General features: G+C 62.8%; 16 protein-coding genes and 1 tRNA gene. 8 read left to right on the forward strand and 9 right to left on the reverse strand.

The genetic code is table 11. From position 1 onward, the window contains the following. Positions 1-183: 183 nt before the first annotated feature. The 6 genes from JX25_RS01605 to JX25_RS01630 all read right to left on the reverse strand — a co-directional run bounded on the left by JX25_RS01605 (position 184) and on the right by JX25_RS01630 (position 5358). Positions 184-738: a DUF6212 domain-containing protein gene (locus JX25_RS01605; protein ID WP_128253376.1), complete on the reverse strand. Its 555-nt coding sequence runs from the start codon at positions 736-738 to the stop codon at positions 184-186. 206 nt (positions 739-944) lie between these two features. After that, the gene (locus JX25_RS01610) at positions 945-2531 is read right to left on the reverse strand and encodes a tyrosine-type recombinase/integrase (RefSeq protein WP_128253377.1); all 1587 of its coding nucleotides are present in this window, start codon (positions 2529-2531) and stop codon (positions 945-947) included. Then, the gene (locus JX25_RS15020; RefSeq protein ID WP_128253378.1) at positions 2528-2896 is read right to left on the reverse strand and encodes a helix-turn-helix transcriptional regulator; all 369 of its coding nucleotides are present in this window, start codon (positions 2894-2896) and stop codon (positions 2528-2530) included. The genes JX25_RS01610 and JX25_RS15020 overlap by 4 nt, the downstream gene beginning before the upstream one ends. Before the next feature lie 230 nt (positions 2897-3126). Beyond that, positions 3127-3216 (reverse strand) — tRNA-Ser (locus JX25_RS01620). A gap of 507 nt (positions 3217-3723) precedes the next feature. After that, complete coding sequence (locus JX25_RS01625; RefSeq protein WP_164876031.1) at positions 3724-3951, reverse strand: hypothetical protein; 228 nt, start codon at positions 3949-3951, stop codon at positions 3724-3726. Positions 3952-4425: 474 nt separating this feature from the next. After that, positions 4426-5358, reverse strand: coding sequence for a LysR family transcriptional regulator (locus tag JX25_RS01630; RefSeq protein WP_128253380.1), 933 nt, complete (start codon positions 5356-5358; stop codon positions 4426-4428). Between the two features lie 154 nt (positions 5359-5512). On the opposite strand from JX25_RS01630, the gene chvE reads away from it, so the two are divergent. From chvE to JX25_RS01665, 7 genes are read left to right on the forward strand one after another with little or no spacing between them, the layout of a single operon-like run. Then, on the forward strand, positions 5513-6544 hold the full coding sequence (chvE, locus tag JX25_RS01635) for a multiple monosaccharide ABC transporter substrate-binding protein (RefSeq protein ID WP_241557924.1): 1032 nt from the start codon (positions 5513-5515) through the stop codon (positions 6542-6544). A 50-nt stretch (positions 6545-6594) separates the two neighbouring features. Beyond that, on the forward strand, positions 6595-8133 hold the full coding sequence (gene mmsA / locus JX25_RS01640) for a multiple monosaccharide ABC transporter ATP-binding protein (protein WP_128253382.1): 1539 nt from the start codon (positions 6595-6597) through the stop codon (positions 8131-8133). Further along, on the forward strand, positions 8117-9298 hold the full coding sequence (gene mmsB / locus JX25_RS01645) for a multiple monosaccharide ABC transporter permease (protein ID WP_128253383.1): 1182 nt from the start codon (positions 8117-8119) through the stop codon (positions 9296-9298). Before mmsA ends, mmsB begins: the two co-directional genes overlap by 17 nt. Positions 9299-9302: 4 nt before the next feature. Continuing rightward, entirely contained in the window at positions 9303-10259 is a 957-nt protein-coding gene (gene araD1 / locus JX25_RS01650; RefSeq protein ID WP_128253384.1) for an AraD1 family protein, read from the forward strand. An 11-nt stretch (positions 10260-10270) separates the two neighbouring features. Then, the gene (gene araD, locus JX25_RS01655; protein ID WP_128253385.1) at positions 10271-12016 is read left to right on the forward strand and encodes an L-arabinonate dehydratase; all 1746 of its coding nucleotides are present in this window, start codon (positions 10271-10273) and stop codon (positions 12014-12016) included. Further along, positions 12016-12885: a 2-dehydro-3-deoxygalactonokinase gene (locus JX25_RS01660; protein WP_128253386.1), complete on the forward strand. Its 870-nt coding sequence runs from the start codon at positions 12016-12018 to the stop codon at positions 12883-12885. Before araD ends, JX25_RS01660 begins: the two co-directional genes overlap by 1 nt. Then, a complete protein-coding gene (locus JX25_RS01665; protein ID WP_128253387.1) occupies positions 12882-13490 on the forward strand; it encodes a 2-dehydro-3-deoxy-6-phosphogalactonate aldolase in 609 nt (202 codons plus the stop codon). Before JX25_RS01660 ends, JX25_RS01665 begins: the two co-directional genes overlap by 4 nt. Here the strand turns inward: JX25_RS01665 and JX25_RS01670 are convergent, their stop codons facing one another. The 3 genes from JX25_RS01670 to JX25_RS01680 form a co-directional block, all read right to left on the reverse strand. Then, the gene (locus tag JX25_RS01670; protein WP_128253388.1) at positions 13491-14501 is read right to left on the reverse strand and encodes an aldose epimerase family protein; all 1011 of its coding nucleotides are present in this window, start codon (positions 14499-14501) and stop codon (positions 13491-13493) included. It abuts the gene before it with no gap. Then, positions 14498-15415: a Gfo/Idh/MocA family protein gene (locus tag JX25_RS01675; protein ID WP_128253389.1), complete on the reverse strand. Its 918-nt coding sequence runs from the start codon at positions 15413-15415 to the stop codon at positions 14498-14500. The genes JX25_RS01670 and JX25_RS01675 overlap by 4 nt, the downstream gene beginning before the upstream one ends. 74 nt (positions 15416-15489) lie before the next feature. Continuing rightward, positions 15490-16353, reverse strand: a complete 864-nt coding sequence (locus JX25_RS01680) for a hypothetical protein (RefSeq protein WP_128253390.1) — start codon at positions 16351-16353, stop codon at positions 15490-15492. Between the two features lie 124 nt (positions 16354-16477). Here JX25_RS01680 and miaB point away from each other — a divergent pair, with 124 nt between their 5' ends. After that, the gene (gene miaB / locus JX25_RS01685; RefSeq protein ID WP_128253391.1) at positions 16478-17773 is read left to right on the forward strand and encodes a tRNA (N6-isopentenyl adenosine(37)-C2)-methylthiotransferase MiaB; all 1296 of its coding nucleotides are present in this window, start codon (positions 16478-16480) and stop codon (positions 17771-17773) included. The last annotated feature ends 90 nt before the right edge of the window (positions 17774-17863 follow it).

Genomic DNA, 17863 nt, shown 5'->3' on the forward strand with positions numbered 1-17863 from the left:
TTCTGTAACGTGTCCGGCTGCCTAGCTCAACCGTTCGTCCCTATAATTAATCGGGATTCTAGGGCAGGCGAGGACAAAGCATTCTTGATTGTTTCGACAGGCGCACTCTGGCACGTCCTGCATGCAGAGTCCGAGTGTGTTGAAAGACCGGATAAGGGTTCGGTCGGACAGGCACCTCGCGCCTCAGTCCCAGTTTTGGTCCTGAATTTTGAAGCCGAACCGGCGGAACAGGGCCCACGCATTATGATTTCCCTGACGCCCCAGGACCTGCGCCGACAGCAGCACGTCACAGCGCCGTTCCATCAGGTCAGCTGGGATCGTCTTGCCGACCACAGCCCAACGACCGGGGAGGACGTGGCAGCTCGTGCCCATAAAATCCTGCCAGTTTGTAGCATTCGCGGCCCCGGCCGCAGCAATACCGACCGCTAATGACAGTACCGGACCATTCTGGCGGCTTGCGTGAACGGCCGCCGACATTTCGTACCATCTTCCGATCTCGACCCCGCGCAGCACGCTACAGACTACGTTCTGCACTGGCGGATGGATGTACATCGCATCCTCGGATTGCCAGTAATCGGTCGAGACATGTCCGTCGCAATCGGACGTATCGCTCAGGAAGACGGGCTTTGGCAGGTTCAGAGGACGCACACGCAGGTCCGCTCGGGCGATTTTTTCTGTAGGAATAGGCCGCGCCTCGGACAAGGTTCTGAGGAGTGTCTCGTTTGCAGCGATGGTCATGCCAAGGCTCCCAAGAGTATCTGAGGATGAATGACTATACCGTACCGGGATCCCAGAAAACCCCCAAAGAGCCAACTTGCGTACTCCTATCGACGTACACGCCGCACATGTCAATCGACTGTTGGACTGCATAACCTGCCAGTTCGCCTTTGTTGTTGGGCACGCATGGGCTGCTTCCAATCCGGTCGTCCTGCACCCCAACCGAGCTAAGCCGGCCACTGCATCCGCCCCTGGCGACGCTGTTCGATCAATTTCTCGGCCTGATCGAACTCAGGTGAGCCTCGGATCAGAAGGTGTTCGTGATATGCCAGCATCAAATCCTTCTCGATGGAGGTGGCCGGCTGATCCTGTTCGAACACCTTGAAAATTTCGCCGCGACGCATGTCGGTGACTTTCCCGTAATAGGTCCAAGTCACCTCCTCTGAGTTATGACCAAGATTCAACGACCACGCCTTGCGCTCTTCTGAGGTGCGGCAAATGCGGTCTCCAAGCTGCGCCAGAGTATGCCCGACAGAGTGCGGAGAATAAACTTCTTTGCAGTCGCGGCACGCGAGGGAAAAGGCTTCCGTCACCGCGTTCGCGCTTTTCATAGGTGCGAATGGTGCGCGCTCCGAGACGCTCGCTTTCTCGAGATCCCTGAGCTCGGGAAAAAGCGCGTCCTCCGACCTGAGGCTGCGGCGCGTCACCTCCTCCAGCCAGTCCAACAACACCGCTTGGAAGGTCTCGGTGCGTGGAAACCAGTTCACAACGAAGCTCTTGCCGTTCTTTGCCCGCAGTTCCGTGCCATCGTGAAACACCAAGCGCTTCTCAATGTCGACGTGGCGCAGCCGCAGCGTGATTAGCGCGTTGGCCCGCAGCCCCGAGATATAGGCGGTGGCGAAAATAGCTCGAGCGCGCCGATCTTTGATAGTCGCCTTGGGCATCGCTTCCAATAGCCTCTCAGCCTCGTCGATCTCCGCATAAGCTTTGACGTCGGAAATGCCTTTCTGCGCAAATCGCCGGGGGAGTTCGAAGTACTCCGGCACTGGGAGCAGTGCGCGATATCCGGGCCGCTTGGCCAGCCAAGCGAAGAATGCACGCAGGTGGGACGCCTGATGCTGGACGGTCGAGACCGACAGGACCTTTGGCTTTCCCACGGTAATGGCTTCACGCCACGCAGCGGCGTCATCGGTCGTCACGGAATCGAAGGGCTTGTAGCCGCAAGAGGCTTCGAATTGGCGGATGGCGCGGAGGTGCGCCACGATCGTCTTCTCGTCATAACGCGCCGCCCAGGCTTGCCAGTCGAGCAGCAAGCGGTCATTGGGTGACGGGCAAGATACAAAAGACTCCCCCTGATCCTGCCCAATACAAGCGGGAGCTTGAGCATTTCCTTCGTCTAGCGAGGACAGGCTCGTATTGGATTCTTTGCAGATTTCGAAGGCATCTCGATCCGTCTCATTCAAGATCTTCCACATAGTCGCGTGACAGTCCGGGCAAGTGGCATTTGCAAAGCGACTGCCGGATCGCGTATTGGAAAAGCTGAGTGTCGTGACATCTGGGAACACGCAGGCCTTGCATCCCAAGCAGTGGAACTGGCCGCGCCGCAGCGCAACTTTCGTCCCGCGACGCTCTTTGTGGAACCGGGCCAGTTCAGAACCGCGGAAGATCCGGGGCAGCCGATCGTCGGACGGACGCAGCCCGCTTGCGATCCAATTGCCCAGCGTGTTGCGGCAGATTTCGTAGAGCTCGATCACCTGTTCGCCGCTGTAGACGCGATCCTGTTTGGGGCGGATGGCGGAATAGGTCCGGCTCATCGCTTGCTCCCTTGGGCAAGTTGGAGGTCATAGGCTTCCAACTCGCTCAGCGCCCAGCGGGACGTGCCCGTCCCGATCTGATAGCAACACGGAAAGGTTCCGAGCTTCTGCCAGCGCCAGATCGTCGGCACCGAGACCGAGTAGCGCAGCGCAACCTCGCCTACGGACAGGAAGCATCGAAGGGCGATACCTTCGCAGCGGCAAGCGGCCGTCGCGGGCGAGGGATGGGGTTCGGCTTCGATGGCTTGATTCTCAGCTTTGCGCGCGCTCGGCTTCCGAGGCGGGGCACTAGCGACCACACGTGCCGAATTTTCCGTGCCTGAATCGCCAAAGGGAAGATTGAACTGGTCGTCATCGGAAGACATGAAGGCGCCCCTCACAAGGATGGCGCTCGATCACATCCTATGATGGAGCAGGTTTAGGTTGTCAGGCAATCATAGCAAAATGATCCCGCAACAGCATGAGCCATTATAGAACCACCTGAGATGGTTTTACCACCAAAAAATGGCGCCTACGTCGTGTGGGGCTGCATGTGGGGCCATTAACGAACGGCCCTGGTTGATCGCAATCAAAACAACGCCTTGAGAGGAGCGAATGGCGGAGACGAAGGGATTCGAACCCTCGAGACCCTTCCGGGCCTGCACCCTTAGCAGGGGTGTGCCTTCGACCACTCGGCCACGTCTCCACTGACCCGTATATTGGGCAAGGCACAGGGAAACAAGGGGTTTTTCGGTATCTGGCTGGTAAACCTGCAAAACCCTGTTTTCGCGGGTTTTCTGCGAAATTCTCGGGAACTGCACGTGAGTCTCGTGCAAAACCGGTGCAGCATGTTCCTCAGATTTTCACGCGATCAGCCGCAGGAACTGGCGCGGCGCAAGATACTCCCGTCGTATCCCGCCTTTCGCTTGGACGTCTTTCGGGCATAACCTCACCAATAAGTCCTTCCGCCCGAAGCTACAGCAGGGATCCGCTACGCAGCCCCCTCTTTTGCAAGAGGCCCGCCCGGAAGATTTTTTCATTCCCGGCATCGATGATGGGCTGGCACTACTTAAAGATCAGGAATTGGGGCCTTCGTTCGCGTCATGACCGTGGCGCAAGCCACTGGCGACCGGCAAGCCTTCTTGAGGCAACCGCCCGCTTCATGCAATGTTCACCGCGAAAGTGCAGCGATTTCCTGAAGCAGAACGGATGGTCAATCGAAGGGAATGTCGCGATGGACGTCTGAATGGGAGAGAGGCGACCCAGCCGTTATTTTGCCTGCCTCAGCGAGCCGTAGCTTGCGTTTCGCCTGCCCCTTGTTCAAGGTGTCCAGCTTGGCCATCGTCAGAACGCGCAGGGTTTCGGCAGAAACAACGAGCCGCTTGATCGCATCAGGCGCGTCCTTCTGAAGGGCATAGCCCACGGCCGAGGCGACAGGCATCGCCCGTCGAGGCCATCCTTCGTGCGTGACGCCAAGAACAGGGAGAGCCGGATGGTGAGGATGCTTGATCGTAATCGCCGGCTGATTGCTGCCAGCGACCTGCCCGACGCCGGCAGCATCTTCCGCACGCGGAAGATGCCGCCCTGCAAGCTCCGCATCGAAACGGAATCCGGCAATCAGGTGCAGACGGCGCTAAGCAACGCGCGCGCGGCGGCCGGATCGGGCGAGAGGTTACGCCACAGACCTGACGTCCCACCTGGGCAATGTGGTTCTATGCGCAGACGCGGGACTTCGGCGGCCTGATGGGTCACTTAAATTAGAAGAAGGCGGATTGTGCACTCTTATCTCAAGCTGTTGCTGGTGCGGCGGCTCTGACGCGTGAAGTGAGTTGTCCCGGATGTCACACCTTCGACCACTCGGCCACGTCTCCGCTGACCCGTACATTGAGATTGGCACAGGGAACAAGTCCGATGGTCAGCGAAATGCAGCGCCATTTTGCGCCAGTTCGGCCAGAAGCTGCTGTTTCAGCCGTGTGGCGGTGGCGGACCGGCTGCGTCCCTTGGCTTCGATGATGTAACAGGGGGGCACGCTCAGATCCTCTGCCATATCCAGCATGGCAAAGCCTGACATGCCCGGCTGGGCGATCAGGGCCCCGACCTCCTCGGACATGGGGGCGACGGCATCGCTGTCTGAAAGGAAGGCCATCATCATCAGCAAGGAACTTGTAACGATCACGTTCGAAGATGGGGGGGCACCAGTTCGGGCCAGCGCGTCTTCTACCGCATGACGGATGGGGGCGCTGCGGTCCTGGATGATCCAGTCATGCTGCGCCAGCGCCGTCAGCGGCAGGCGGGTTCGTCCGGCGAGCGGGTGATCGCGGCGCACCAGGAAGCGGATCTTCTCCGCCCCGGCAAGCTGAATGGTGAATTCGCTGCGGCGAATGCCTTCGGGCAGGCGGGCGATGACCAAATCGTATTCGCCAGCCATCAGCCCCCGCACAAGTGCCGCCGAGGGCGCGACATCCACCGAAACCTGAACATCCGGCGCCAGCGCCTTCAGGCGCCGGATGGCCGGCACCATCAGGCCCAGCGCAGGCCCCGTGACCGCGCCCGCGCGCACGCTGCCCGCGCGGCCGTCGCGCAGGCCCTCGACCTCGCGCGTCAGATCGCGCATCCCGACAATCATCGCATGGGCATGGCGCGCGAAAACCTGCCCCATCGCCGTAAGCTCCATCCCCTTGGGGTGGCGGTCGAACAGCGGGCTGCCGATCGCACGCTCGATCTCGGCCAGCATGCGCGATGCGGCGGGCTGCGACAGTTTCAGAACGGATGCGGCAATCTGCAACTGCCCGTGTTCGGCGATTGCCGCGATCAGGCGCATCTGGTCCAGCTTCAGGTTCATCTGCATCGCGATATACCGAATTTGATATGTGGATTGCAGCTTAAATCATTTGATCGACATGAACCACCGGATCAATCTGCACCCAGAAGCCGGGCCGGGGAGGGTCGGGCATCTTGGGAGGATTCGGATGAAACGGAAGCTGTTCGCGGCAGTCGCTGCGATGGGCGTGTCGCTGCTTGCTTTGCAGGCTTCGGCGCAGGACAAGGGCCTGGTCGGTATCGCCATGCCCACGAAATCGTCGGCCCGCTGGATCGATGACGGCAACAACATGGTGAAGGCACTGCAAGAGGCCGGTTATACCACCGACCTGCAATATGCCGAAGATGACATTCCAAACCAGCTGTCCCAGATCGAGAACATGATCGTGAAGGGCGCGAACGTGCTGGTCATCGCTTCTATCGACGGAACAACCCTGTCGAACGTGCTGGAGAATGCCGCCGCTGCCGAGATTCCGGTCATCGCCTATGATCGCCTGATCAACGGGTCCGAGCACGTCAGCTATTACGCCACCTTCGACAACTTCCAGGTAGGCGTGCTTCAGGCCGCCAGCCTTGTGGATGGGCTGAAGGAACGCTTCCCCGATGCCAAGCCGTGGAACGTGGAGCTGTTCGGCGGCAGCCCGGACGACAACAACGCCTTCTTCTTCTATGACGGCGCGATGTCGGTGCTGCAGCCGCTGATCGACGACGGTTCGATCGTCATCGGTTCGGGCCAGACGGGGATGGAAACGGTCGGCACGCTGCGCTGGGATCCGGCGGTTGCGCAAAGCCGGATGGATAACATCCTGTCCTCCACCTATACCGACAAGCAGGTGCATGGCGTCCTGTCGCCCTATGACGGGCTGTCGATCGGGATCCTGTCGTCGCTGAAGGGCGTCGGCTACGGCTCCGGCGACATGGAAATGCCGATCGTGACGGGGCAGGATGCCGAGGTGCAATCCGTCAAGTCGATCCTTGCCGGAGAGCAGTATTCGTCGATCTTCAAGGATACCCGCGAACTGGCCCGCGTGACCGTGGGCATGGTCGATGCGGTTCTGTCGGGCTCCGAGCCCGAGATCAACGACACCGAAACCTACAACAACGGCGTCAAGGTCGTCCCCTCCTACCTGCTGGAGCCGGTGGCGGTGGATGCTGAGAATGTCGAAGAGGTGCTGGTCGGCTCGGGCTACTACTCCGAAGACCAGATCAAGTGAAGCGCACGGCCCCGCCAAAACGGCGGGGCCGTCCTTCGGGAGTGACAGACATGACAGCCATCATGGAAATGCGGGGAATCACCAAGACCTTCCCCGGCGTGAAGGCGCTTGACGATGTGAACCTGACCGTGATGCCGGGCGAGATCCACGCGATCTGCGGCGAAAACGGCGCAGGAAAATCCACCCTGATGAAGGTGCTGAGCGGGGTTTACCCCCATGGCAGCTATGAAGGCGAGATCCTGTTCGAGGGTCAGCCCATGGCCTTTCGCGGGATACAGGACAGCGAAGACAAGGGCATCATCATCATCCACCAGGAGCTGGCGCTGGTGCCGCTTCTGTCCATCGCGGAAAACATCTTTCTGGGCAACGAGGTCGCCTCGGGCGGGCGCATCGACTGGCCCGAAACCTACAAGCGGACCACAGATGTGCTGGCCAAGGTCGGCCTGCGCGAGGCGCCGAACGTGGCCGTGGGCAAGCTGGGCGTGGGCAAGCAGCAGCTGGTGGAAATCGCCAAGGCGCTGTCCAAGCGCGTGAAGTTGCTGATCCTTGATGAACCCACCGCCTCGCTTCAGGAAAACGACAGCCAGACGCTGCTGGACCTGATGCTGGAATTCAAGGCGCAGGGGATCACCTCCATCATCATCTCGCACAAGCTGAACGAGATCCGCCGCGTGGCCGATCGGGTGACAGTGCTGCGTGACGGGCATACCGTGTCCACGATGGACGCCCCGATCAGCGAGGAGCGCATCATCCGCGAGATGGTGGGCCGCGACATGGACAGCCGCTTCCCTGAACGCAGCCCGCAGATCGGCGAAGTTCTGATGGAGGTGGAGGGCTGGTCGGTCCGCCACCCGGAACACGCCGAGCGCATGGTGGTGCGCGATGTGTCCTTCCACGTTCGCGCGGGGGAAATCGTGGGCATTGCCGGCCTGATGGGCGCAGGGCGCACGGAACTGGCGATGAGCGTGTTTGGTCAAAGCTATGGCATCAAGACAGGCGGCACGGTGAAGATGCGCGGAACCGCGGTCGACACCTCCTCCGTGCGGCGGGCGGTGACGGCGGGGCTTGCCTATGTGACCGAGGATCGCAAGGGCCTTGGTCTGATTCTCGATGATCCGATCATGCGCAACACCACCCTGTCGGCGCTGCAGAAGGTTTCCACGAATTCGGTTCTGGACAGCGGCAAGGAACGTCAGGTGGCCGAAGATTACCGCCGGGCGCTGGCAATCCGCACGCCGGGCGTGTTCCAGAAGGTGATGAACCTTTCGGGCGGCAACCAGCAGAAGGTGGTTCTGGCCAAGTGGCTGTTCACCGATCCGCAGGTGCTGATCCTTGATGAACCCACACGCGGCATCGATGTGGGCGCGAAATTCGAAATCTATACCATCATCAACGAACTGGCCGCGCAGGGCCGGGGGGTGGTCGTCATCTCGTCCGAGATGCCGGAGCTTCTGGGCCTGTGCGACCGTATTCATGTCATGAACGAAGGGGCGTTCGTCGGCGAACTGGGACGCGGGGAAGCGTCTCAGGAACGCATCATGTCGATGATCGTCAAGGGTAAGGAAGAACATCATGGCCGCGTCGCCTGAAGCGCCCGGGCTGGGCAGCTATTTCCGCAACAACCTGCGCGAATACGGGATACTCGTCGCGCTGGTGGTGATCATGGGGTATTTCCAGTTCGCCACCGGCGGGGTGCTGATGCGGCCCGTGAACCTGACGAACCTATTCCTGCAGAACAGCTATATCATCATCATGGCGCTGGGCATGCTGATGGTCATCGTGTCGGGTCATATCGACCTTTCGGTGGGATCGGTCGCGGGCTTCGTGGGGGGGCTGGCCGCCGTGATGCTGGTGCACTGGAACTGGCCGGTTGCCGTCGTCATTCCGGCCTGCCTGATTGCCGGCTTCATGATCGGGGCGGCGCAGGGATACTGGATCGCTTACTGGAAGATTCCGTCATTCATCGTCACGCTGGCAGGCATGCTTGTCTTCCGCGGGCTTGCACTTTGGCTGCTGGAGGGGGCCTCGGTCGGCCCGTTCCCGCGCAGCTTCCAGGCGCTGTCCACGGGCTTTGTGCCGGACCTGTTCGGCGTGGGCAAGCCAAACGTCACCGCGCTGGTGCTGGGCGGTCTGACGGCACTGGCGCTGGTCTATCTTTCGGTGCGTGCCCGCCGCCGCCAGATGAAATACGGGATCGAGGACGAGCCCTTCGTCATCTTCGCCGTGAAGAACGCGCTGATCGTGTTCGCGCTGCTGTTCATCAGCTGGCTGCTGGCCACCTATCGCGGCCTGCCGAACGTGCTGATCACGATGGCAGTGCTGATCTCGGCCTATACGTTCCTGACGCAATCCACCACGCTGGGCCGGCGCATCTATGCCATTGGTGGCAACGAAAAGGCGGCAAAGCTTTCGGGCATCAACACCGAACGCCTGACCTTCCTGACCTTTGCCAACATGGGCATGCTGGCCGCGCTGGCGGGCCTTGTCTTCGCCGCCCGCCTGAACACCGCCACGCCCAAGGCCGGCGTTGGGTTCGAGCTTGACGTGATCGCGGCGGTGTTCATCGGCGGCGCATCGATGGCCGGTGGCGCTGGCAAGATCGTGGGTGCGGTGATCGGTGCCTTCATCATGGGCGTGATGAACAACGGGATGTCCATCCTCGGGATCGGCATCGACTATCAGCAGGTGATCAAGGGGCTGGTGCTGCTGGCTGCCGTGATCTTCGACGTGTACAACAAGAACCGCCAAGGGTAATCCAATGCATCTTTCGCAACTGAAAGCGGGCGGCGTGGTCGTGCGCACCGCCACCAGCCGACTTGTCGCCGGCGCGACGATCTTCGATCTGGCAACCGAGGCGATCCGCACGAACCGTCCCCTTTCGGCAGTCATTCCCGAAGGGGGGGAGGCGGTGGATCTGCCCGCCCTTGCCGCTGAAGGCAAGCTGGACGTGCCGCTGCGCCATCCGGAACCGGCGCGGATGTTCCTGACGGGAACCGGCCTGACCCATACCGGATCGGCCAGCGCCCGTGATGCGATGCACGCAACCGAGGGCCTTTCGGACAGCATGAAGATGTTCCGCATGGGGCTGGAAGGCGGCAAGCCAGAAAGCGGTGTCGGCGTGCAGCCCGAATGGTTCTACAAGGGAACGGGCGTTCAGGCCGTTGCGCCGAACGATCCCCTCGTCTCGCCGTCCTTCGCGCTGGACGGGGGGGAGGAGCCGGAGATCGCCGCCTTCTACATCAACGGGCCGGACGGGATGCCGCACCGCGTGGGCTTCAGCCTTGCCAATGAATTCTCGGACCATGTGACCGAGCGGGTGAACTACCTGTTCCTTGCGCATTCCAAGTTGCGCCCTGCCGCCTTCGGGCCGGAACTTCTGGTGGGCGATCTTCCGCAGGATATCCGCGGCACCTCGCGCATCCTGCGCAACGGCCAGCCCATCTTCGAGGCGCCCTTCCTTTCGGGCGAGGCGAACATGAGCCATTCGATCGCCAATCTTGAACATCATCACTTCAAGTATCTGCCATTCCGCCAGCCGGGCGATCTGCACGTGCACATGTTCGGCACCGCCACTCTGTCCTTCGCGGCAGGAATCCGCACCGAGGCGGGCGATGTATTCGAGATCGAGGCACCCGATTTCGGCCTGCCGCTGCGCAACCCGATGGCGATCGAGGCGGGGGACGCGCAGCGCCCCGTCACCGTTGCCGTGCTTTGAAGGACATTGCCATGACCGCATTCACGCCCAAGCCCTGGCCCCGCAAGCTTCGTTCGCAGGAATGGTATGGCGGCACCTCGCGCGATACGATCTATCACCGCGGCTGGATGAAGAACCAGGGCTACCCGCACGATCTGTTCGACGGGCGCCCCGTGATCGGCATCCTGAACACGTGGTCGGACCTGACGCCCTGCAACGGCCACCTGCGCGAACTGTCGGAAAAGGTAAAGGCCGGCATCTGGGAGGCCGGCGGCTTCCCGGTGGAGGTTCCTGTCTTTTCCGCCTCGGAAAACACGTATCGTCCCACTGCGATGATGTATCGCAACCTTGCCGCCATGGCGGTGGAGGAGGCGATCCGGGGCCAGCCGATGGATGGCTGCGTGCTGCTGGTTGGCTGCGACAAGACCACGCCCAGCCTGATCATGGGCGCGGCCAGCGTGGACCTGCCCGCCATCGTCGTGACGGGCGGGCCGATGCTGAACGGGTATTTCCGGGGCGAGCGGGTGGGATCGGGCACCCACCTGTGGAAATTCTCGGAGATGGTGAAGGCAGGCGAGATGACGCAGGCCGAATTCCTTGAGGCGGAGGCGTCAATGTCCCGCTCCACCGGGACGTGCAACACGATGGGCACGGCCAGCACCATGGCCTCCATGGCCGAGGCGCTGGGCATGGCCCTTTCGGGCAACGCGGCAATCCCGGCCGTGGACAGCCGGCGCCGCGTGGTGGCGCAGATGTCGGGCCGGCGCATCGTGCAGATGGTGAAAGACGATCTGAAACCGTCCGACATCATGACCCGCCAGGCGTTCGAAAACGCGATCCGCACCAACGGCGCCATCGGCGGGTCCACCAATGCCGTCATCCACCTGCTGGCTATGGCCGGCCGCGTGGGCCTTGATATCACGCTGGACGACTGGGACAGCCTTGGCCGCGACGTGCCGACGATCGTGAACCTCATGCCCTCGGGGAAATACCTGATGGAGGAGTTTTTCTATGCCGGCGGCCTGCCCGTCGTGATGCGGCGGCTGGGTGAGGCGGGGCTGCTGCACAAGGATGCGCTGACCGTGTCCGGCCAGACTGTCTGGGACGAGGTGGCGCATGTTGTCAGCCATGGCGGCGACGTCATCCTGCCGGTGGAACAGGCGCTGGCCCCGCATGGCGGCATCGCGGTGCTGAAGGGCAACCTTGCCCCAAAGGGCGCGGTGCTGAAGCCCTCGGCCGCCAGCAAGCATCTGATGAAGCATCGCGGCCGCGCCGTCGTGTTCGAGGACATCGACGACTATAAGGCCAAGATCAACGACGAGGCGCTGGACATCGACGAGACTTGCGTGATGGTCCTGAAGAACTGCGGGCCCCGCGGCTATCCCGGCATGGCCGAGGTGGGCAACATGGGCCTGCCGCCCAAGGTGCTGAAGAAGGGCATCACCGACATGGTGCGGATTTCCGATGCACGGATGTCCGGCACGGCCTATGGCACCGTCGTCCTGCACACCTCGCCCGAGGCGGCGGTGGGCGGCCCGCTGGCCGTGGTCCGGGATGGTGACATGATCGAACTGGATGTGGACGCCCGCCGCCTGCATCTGGATATTCCGGAAGCAGAGCTTCAGGCGCGGCTGGCCGCATGGCAGCCCAATGTGGCCCCGCCCAATGGCGGCTATGCCCAGATGTTCCACCAGCATGTGCAGGGGGCCGATACGGGGGCTGATTTCGACTTCCTGCGCGGCTGCCGCGGGTCGGCCGTGGGCAAGGACAGCCATTGATGTGGATCGCCGCCGACTGGGGCACCAGCAACCTGCGCGTCTGGCGAATGGACGGGGATCGCGCAACGGCCGAACGGTCGTCCGATCGCGGCATGGGCGTTCTGGCGCCCGACGGGTTCGAACCTGCACTGCTGGATCTTGTCGGTGACTGGCTGGAGGGTCCGGTGCGGGTGGTGGTCTGCGGCATGGCCGGCGCACGTCAGGGCTGGGCCGAGGCTGCTTATCGCCCCGCGCCCTGCGCCCCGCTTGGGTTGCCGGTCGTGCGGCCGCCCTTGCGCGATCCGCGCCTGGACGTGGCGATCCTGCCCGGCCTGTCGCAGATGGCCCCACATGACGTGATGCGGGGGGAGGAGACGCAGATCGCAGGCGTTCTTGCTGCCGATCCCGCTTTCGAGGGGACGGTCTGCCTGCCCGGTACCCACAGCAAATGGGCAATGGTTTCAGGCGGAAAGGTGGCCGCCTTCCGCAGCCTGATGACGGGAGAGATGTTCGCGCTTTTGTCGGGCCAGTCCGTTCTGCGTCATTCGATGGCAGGGAAGGGGCTGGACCTCGATGCCTTCGACGAGGCTTTGGCCGAAGCGCTGGCGGCCCCCGATGCCATTCCAGCGCGCTTTTTTGCCCTGCGGGCCGAGGCGCTGCTGGCTGACCTTTCGCCGGAACGGGGACGCGGGCGGCTGTCCGGCCTGCTGATCGGGGCGGAACTGGCCGCGATGTGCCATTGGTGGCAAGGCCGCCCCGTCACGCTTGTCGGGGCCGATGACGTGACCGCAATTTATGCGCGCGCCATGCCCGACGCGCGAGTTATTTCCGGGCGCGAAGCCGTTCTGGCGGGTCTTTCCGCCGCCCATCACCTGTTGGAGGGATCATGAGCCGCAACATCATCGCCATCCTGCGTGGCATCGCGCCCGAAGAGGTTCGCGACCACGCCGACGCGCTTATCGAGGCGGGGATCGAGGTTCTGGAGGTTCCGCTGAACTCTCCGGACCCGTTCGACAGCATCCAGCGCCTGCTGGCCCGCTTCCCCTCGGCAACGATTGGCGCGGGCACTGTGCTGACGGTGGCAGAGGTGGAGCGGCTGGCCGCGCTGGGCGCGAAGATCGTCGTCTCGCCCAATGCCGATCCTCAGGTCATCGCATCCACGCGGGCCGCGGGAATGCAAAGCTGGCCGGGCGTGTTCAGCCCGTCGGAATGTTTTGCGGCGCTGCAGGCGGGTGCGACTGGGTTGAAATTCTTTCCGGCCAGCCTGATCGGCCCGGAAGGGCTGCGCGCCATCCGCGCCGTTCTGCCGCCCGAGGTGCCCTGCTATGCCGTGGGCGGTGCCGGGCCCGAAAACTTCGCGGCATGGCTGGCTGCGGGCGCGTCGGGCTTCGGGATCGGCACCGCGGTTTACCGGCCCGGCCAGTCGCCCCAGCAGACGGCACAGGCCGCCCGCCGGATCGTCGAAGCCTATGACGCGGCGGGCGGGGCGGCGTAGCTACTGCGCCGAAAAGCGCAGCCGCATCTGGCGCGCATACCTTTCCCCCGCCCGCAGGATGGGGGAGGGGAAGTCGGAACGGTTCGGGCTGTCGGGCCATTCCTGCGGCTCAAGGCAGATCGCGTCGCCCATGCGCGGGGCAAGGCCCCCCTTGCCGGTGCGCTTGCCGTCAAGGAAATTACCCGAGTAAACCTGAAGCCCGGGCTGATCAGTCCATAGTTCCATCCTTCGGCCCGTAACGGGATCGTGCAGAACCGCCGCGGCCTGGTCATCCAGACAGTAGCAGTGATCATAGCCCTGCACGCGCAACAGCTGCGGAACCCCCTGCCTGATCCCCTCGCCAAGGGGGCGGGGCTGGCGGAAATCGAATGGCGTGCCTTCAACCGGCGCCGGATTTTCGGGGATGGACACGGCATTCACCGCCAGAAACCGCGAGGCGTTCACCTGAAGGACATGCCCCATGACGTCACGCATGCCACCCTGCAGCTTGCCCCCAAGGTTGAAGAAGGAATGGTTGGTCAGGTTGACGGGCGTGTCCCGGTCCGTCTGCGCCTGCCACAGGATGGAAAGCGCGTCATCTTCCAGCGCATAGGTGACGCGGACAAGCAGGTTGCCGGGAAAGCCCTGATCCCCATCGGGGCTGTGGGTGGACAGGGTGACAGCGTCGTCCTCGACGGTTTCGATCTGCCAGTGTCGGCGGTCCAGACCTTCCGGCCCGCCATGCACCGCGTTCGGCCCGTCATTCGGTGGCACCTGGCCGCCGGGAAAGCGGCCACCTGCAATGCGGTTGGCAAAGCGTCCGATGGTTGCGCCAAAGAAATCGCGATGCGCCAGATAACCGTCCGGCCCGTCATGGCCGAGCACCACGTCATCCAGCCGGCCATCGCGATCCGGCACGATCAGCGCCTGAAGGGCGGCACCGAAGGTGATGATCCGCGCCTCCAGCCCCGAAGGGCGGCGCAGGGTCACACGCTCCATCTGCGGGCCGAAGGGTTCGCGTGTTGCCGTCATTCCACGAACGCCTCTGCCTGACGGCGGCGGCCAAGAAGGAAGGCATCGGCCACGAGTTGCAGCGGGGCAAGATCCACGTCGGATTCGCCGCGACGGATCAGGTCGGCGAAGCGGGCATAAAGGCGGCGGTATTCGCGGTCGGGTTCGGCGACCCGTTCCTCGCCATCCAGATGCAGGCGGCTTCCGCCATGGGAAAGACGCAGGGTGCCGCCATCGGTTGCCACTTCGATATCCCATGTCTGCCGGCCCGTCTGGCGCCAGTCGAACTGCGCGATGGCGGGAATGCCGTCCATTTCCATCACCACATGCGCGGCGATGGGCGCATCGCGGTTGGCCGGGAAGGACAGATCTGCCGCCGTCACCATCAGAGGGGCGGGCAGGATGTGCGTTGCGATGGACAGGGCGTTGATGCCGGGATCGAACACGCCAAGGCCGCCCGGCTGCCAGATCCATTCCTGGCCCGGGTGCCACTGGCGCACGTCTTCCTTCCAGATGATGCGGATGTCGCGGATGCGGCGGGTGGCCAGCCATTCGCGCGCAGCCTCCACCCCCGCCGCCTCGCGGGAGTGCCACGTGGCGAACAGCGTCAGGCCCGCCTTGCGGGCGCGGGCGGCAAGGGCGGTGACTTCGGCCACCGTGGCACCGGGCGGCTTTTCAAGCATCACATGCTTGCCCGCCGCCAGCGCGGACTTGGCAAGCGCGTATCGCCCCTGCGGCGGAGTGCAAAGGGTGACCGCCTCCACCGCTTGGGCCGCCAGAAGGTCGTGCAGGCCGGTGAAGGAAGGCAGGTCCGGATGGCGGTCATGGCGGCTGGCGATGGCGGCCAGTTCCAGCCCTTCGGTTTCGGCGATTGCAGGCAAATGCTGATCCCGCGCGATCTTGCCAAGGCCCACAAGGGCCAGCTTGATGGTCATGTCGGTTCTCCCCTCCCGTGCCCGAAGGTCATCGGGCAGAAAGAAGGTTCACCAAAGCTGCGGCCAAGGCAAGCTCAGACCCACTGGCCCGGCTCCAGCAGGCCAAGATCCATCAACTGCTGCGAATCCCAGCGGAACAGCTCGGAATAATGCCAGCGGAAGTTCTTCACGTCGTTGCGTGATCCGGGATTGGTGCGCAGGGCCTTTGCCGCACGGAAAGAACAGATGGCCGTGGTGGCATTGTGATGCCACGGGCAGGAATAGGTGTTGTATTCTTCATCGTTGAAAGTGAAGTCCGGACGCATCTGCAAGCCCTGCTTGGCAAGGAACAACCCGATCCGGTCGATGCGGCGGCAATCGGCGGGAACATGCTCTTCGAACCGCCAGCGGATGCCGCCGAAGAAATCCAGTTGCCGGTCCTTCGGGTGACCGTGATTTGCCGGATCGGGACGTGCAAGCGCGTAATATCCCGCGCGGTCCAGATAAGGTTCCGCCAGGCAAACGCCCTGAGGATATGCCTCCAGATTGCCGGCATAAAGGTCAACGACATAGCTGAGGAAGGCATGCCGCCGTTCTTCCACGTGGAACGCGATCAATTCGCGCACGTCGCGCGATTCGCAGAAGGGGAAGAACAGGTATTCGCCATTGAAGCAGTAGTGGAACCAGACGCCGGGCGAGGTGGCGATCAGGCGGTTCATCGCCTCGGGCATCGCGTTTTCGGCATGAACGTCGTGCGTCACGCGGTGGATCGCGGCCTCGTCCTCGGGCGGGACCTCGATCTCGTCATGTGTCAGAAGCAGGACGCAGGGAAAGCCGATCTTGCGGGCATGGGCAAGGCTTGATCCGATTTCCACCTCATCTTCGGCCATGATGACCGCAACGGGGCCCTTCCTGATCACGCCCGCGCCAATCACCTCGTTCAGATTGCGGTATCGCATCAGTTCATCCATCGCAGCCAACCGCCGCCAGATGAAGGCACCTCACGTCTCAGGGCAAGAGGTTCGATTGCCCCCCGCGGCAATTTTCGTATAGAAGGGAGGCCGTTCCCGGGGGAAAGCGATCATGTCCGACGTCAAGAAACTGTTCATCAAGACCTATGGCTGCCAGATGAACGTCTATGACAGCGAACGCATGGCTGAAGCCATGGGCGGGCAGGGCTATGTCCTGACCGATACCGCCGAAGATGCCGACATGGTGCTGCTGAACACCTGCCACATCCGTGAAAAGGCGTCCGAAAAGCTGTATTCCGATCTTGGCCGCCTGCGCCCGCTGAAAACGGCGAAGCCGGATCTGAAGATCGGCGTGGCGGGCTGCGTCGCACAGGCGGAAGGGCAGGAGATCATCCGCCGGATGCCGCTGGTCGATCTGGTCGTGGGGCCGCAAACCTATCATCGCCTGCCCGAAATGGTGGCGGGAACTGCCCCGGCCGTGAATACCGAGTTTCCGGCCGAGGATAAGTTCGACCACCTGCCCAAGCGGAAGGCCTTGCGCGGCCCGACCGCCTTCCTGACGGTGCAGGAAGGCTGCGACAAGTTCTGCGCCTTCTGCGTGGTGCCCTATACCCGCGGGGCGGAGGTGAGCCGCTCGCCGCAGCGTCTTCTGGCCGAGGCGCGCGATCTGGTCGAACGCGGTGTCCGCGAGATCACGCTGCTGGGCCAGAACGTCAACGCCTATCACGGGGATGACTGGACGCTGGCGAAACTGGTGCGGGAACTGGCCCGGATCGACGGGTTGGAGCGTATCCGCTATACCACCAGCCATCCCAACGACATGGATGACGAGCTGATCGCCGCACATGGAGAGGAGGGCAAGCTGATGCCCTATCTGCACCTTCCCGTGCAGTCGGGGTCCGACCGCATCCTGAAGGCGATGAACCGCAAGCACACTGCCGAAGCCTATATCCGCCTGATCGAGCGTATTCGCGCCGCCCGTCCCGATCTGGTCCTGTCATCGGACTTCATCGTGGCCTTTCCGGGGGAAACCGATGTCGACCACCAGGCAACGATGGACCTGATCCGTGAGGTTCATTACGGATCGGCCTTCAGCTTCAAGTATTCCGCCCGCCCCGGCACCCCCGCCGCCGAAAAGCCGGAGCTTCCGGCCGCTATCGCCGATTCCCGCCTGCAGGAGCTTCAGGCCCTGATCACTGGGCAGCAGCGCGAAACGCAGGAAGCGATGGTGGGTCGCGAGGTGGGCGTTCTTTATGAAAAGCCCGGCCGCCTGCCGGGCCAGATGGTTGGTAAATCCGACCATCTGCATGCCGTGCATGTGGCCGATCCCGCAGGCAAGGCGGGTGACCTGGTGCGCGTGCGCATCACCGCCAGTTCCACCAATTCGCTTTCCGCAGAACGGATCTGACACGATCTTCTGCCGCCACCGCTCAAAATCCTTGCCTCGGGCGGGGCGGCCCCCCACATTCAGGATATAGCTTCACGCCTGAAGAAGGAG

The sequence above is a fragment of the Falsirhodobacter deserti genome (assembly GCF_004015795.1).
Lineage (GTDB): Bacteria > Pseudomonadota > Alphaproteobacteria > Rhodobacterales > Rhodobacteraceae > Falsirhodobacter > Falsirhodobacter deserti.

What these genes read in the sequence shown, in the direction of transcription:
- JX25_RS01605 (WP_128253376.1), bottom strand. Translation starts at nt 738, where the DNA reads ATGACCATCGCTGCAAACGAGACACTCCTCAGAACCTTGTCCGAGGCG.
- JX25_RS01610 (WP_128253377.1), bottom strand. Translation starts at nt 2,531, where the DNA reads ATGAGCCGGACCTATTCCGCCATCCGCCCCAAACAGGATCGCGTCTAC.
- JX25_RS15020 (WP_128253378.1), bottom strand. Translation starts at nt 2,896, where the DNA reads ATGTCTTCCGATGACGACCAGTTCAATCTTCCCTTTGGCGATTCAGGC.
- JX25_RS01625 (WP_164876031.1), bottom strand. Translation starts at nt 3,951, where the DNA reads ATGCCTGTCGCCTCGGCCGTGGGCTATGCCCTTCAGAAGGACGCGCCT.
- JX25_RS01630 (WP_128253380.1), bottom strand. Translation starts at nt 5,358, where the DNA reads ATGCAGATGAACCTGAAGCTGGACCAGATGCGCCTGATCGCGGCAATC.
- chvE (WP_241557924.1), top strand. Translation starts at nt 5,513, where the DNA reads ATGGGCGTGTCGCTGCTTGCTTTGCAGGCTTCGGCGCAGGACAAGGGC.
- mmsA (WP_128253382.1), top strand. Translation starts at nt 6,595, where the DNA reads ATGACAGCCATCATGGAAATGCGGGGAATCACCAAGACCTTCCCCGGC.
- mmsB (WP_128253383.1), top strand. Translation starts at nt 8,117, where the DNA reads ATGGCCGCGTCGCCTGAAGCGCCCGGGCTGGGCAGCTATTTCCGCAAC.
- araD1 (WP_128253384.1), top strand. Translation starts at nt 9,303, where the DNA reads ATGCATCTTTCGCAACTGAAAGCGGGCGGCGTGGTCGTGCGCACCGCC.
- araD (WP_128253385.1), top strand. Translation starts at nt 10,271, where the DNA reads ATGACCGCATTCACGCCCAAGCCCTGGCCCCGCAAGCTTCGTTCGCAG.
- JX25_RS01660 (WP_128253386.1), top strand. Translation starts at nt 12,016, where the DNA reads ATGTGGATCGCCGCCGACTGGGGCACCAGCAACCTGCGCGTCTGGCGA.
- JX25_RS01665 (WP_128253387.1), top strand. Translation starts at nt 12,882, where the DNA reads ATGAGCCGCAACATCATCGCCATCCTGCGTGGCATCGCGCCCGAAGAG.
- JX25_RS01670 (WP_128253388.1), bottom strand. Translation starts at nt 14,501, where the DNA reads ATGACGGCAACACGCGAACCCTTCGGCCCGCAGATGGAGCGTGTGACC.
- JX25_RS01675 (WP_128253389.1), bottom strand. Translation starts at nt 15,415, where the DNA reads ATGACCATCAAGCTGGCCCTTGTGGGCCTTGGCAAGATCGCGCGGGAT.
- JX25_RS01680 (WP_128253390.1), bottom strand. Translation starts at nt 16,353, where the DNA reads ATGCGATACCGCAATCTGAACGAGGTGATTGGCGCGGGCGTGATCAGG.
- miaB (WP_128253391.1), top strand. Translation starts at nt 16,478, where the DNA reads ATGTCCGACGTCAAGAAACTGTTCATCAAGACCTATGGCTGCCAGATG.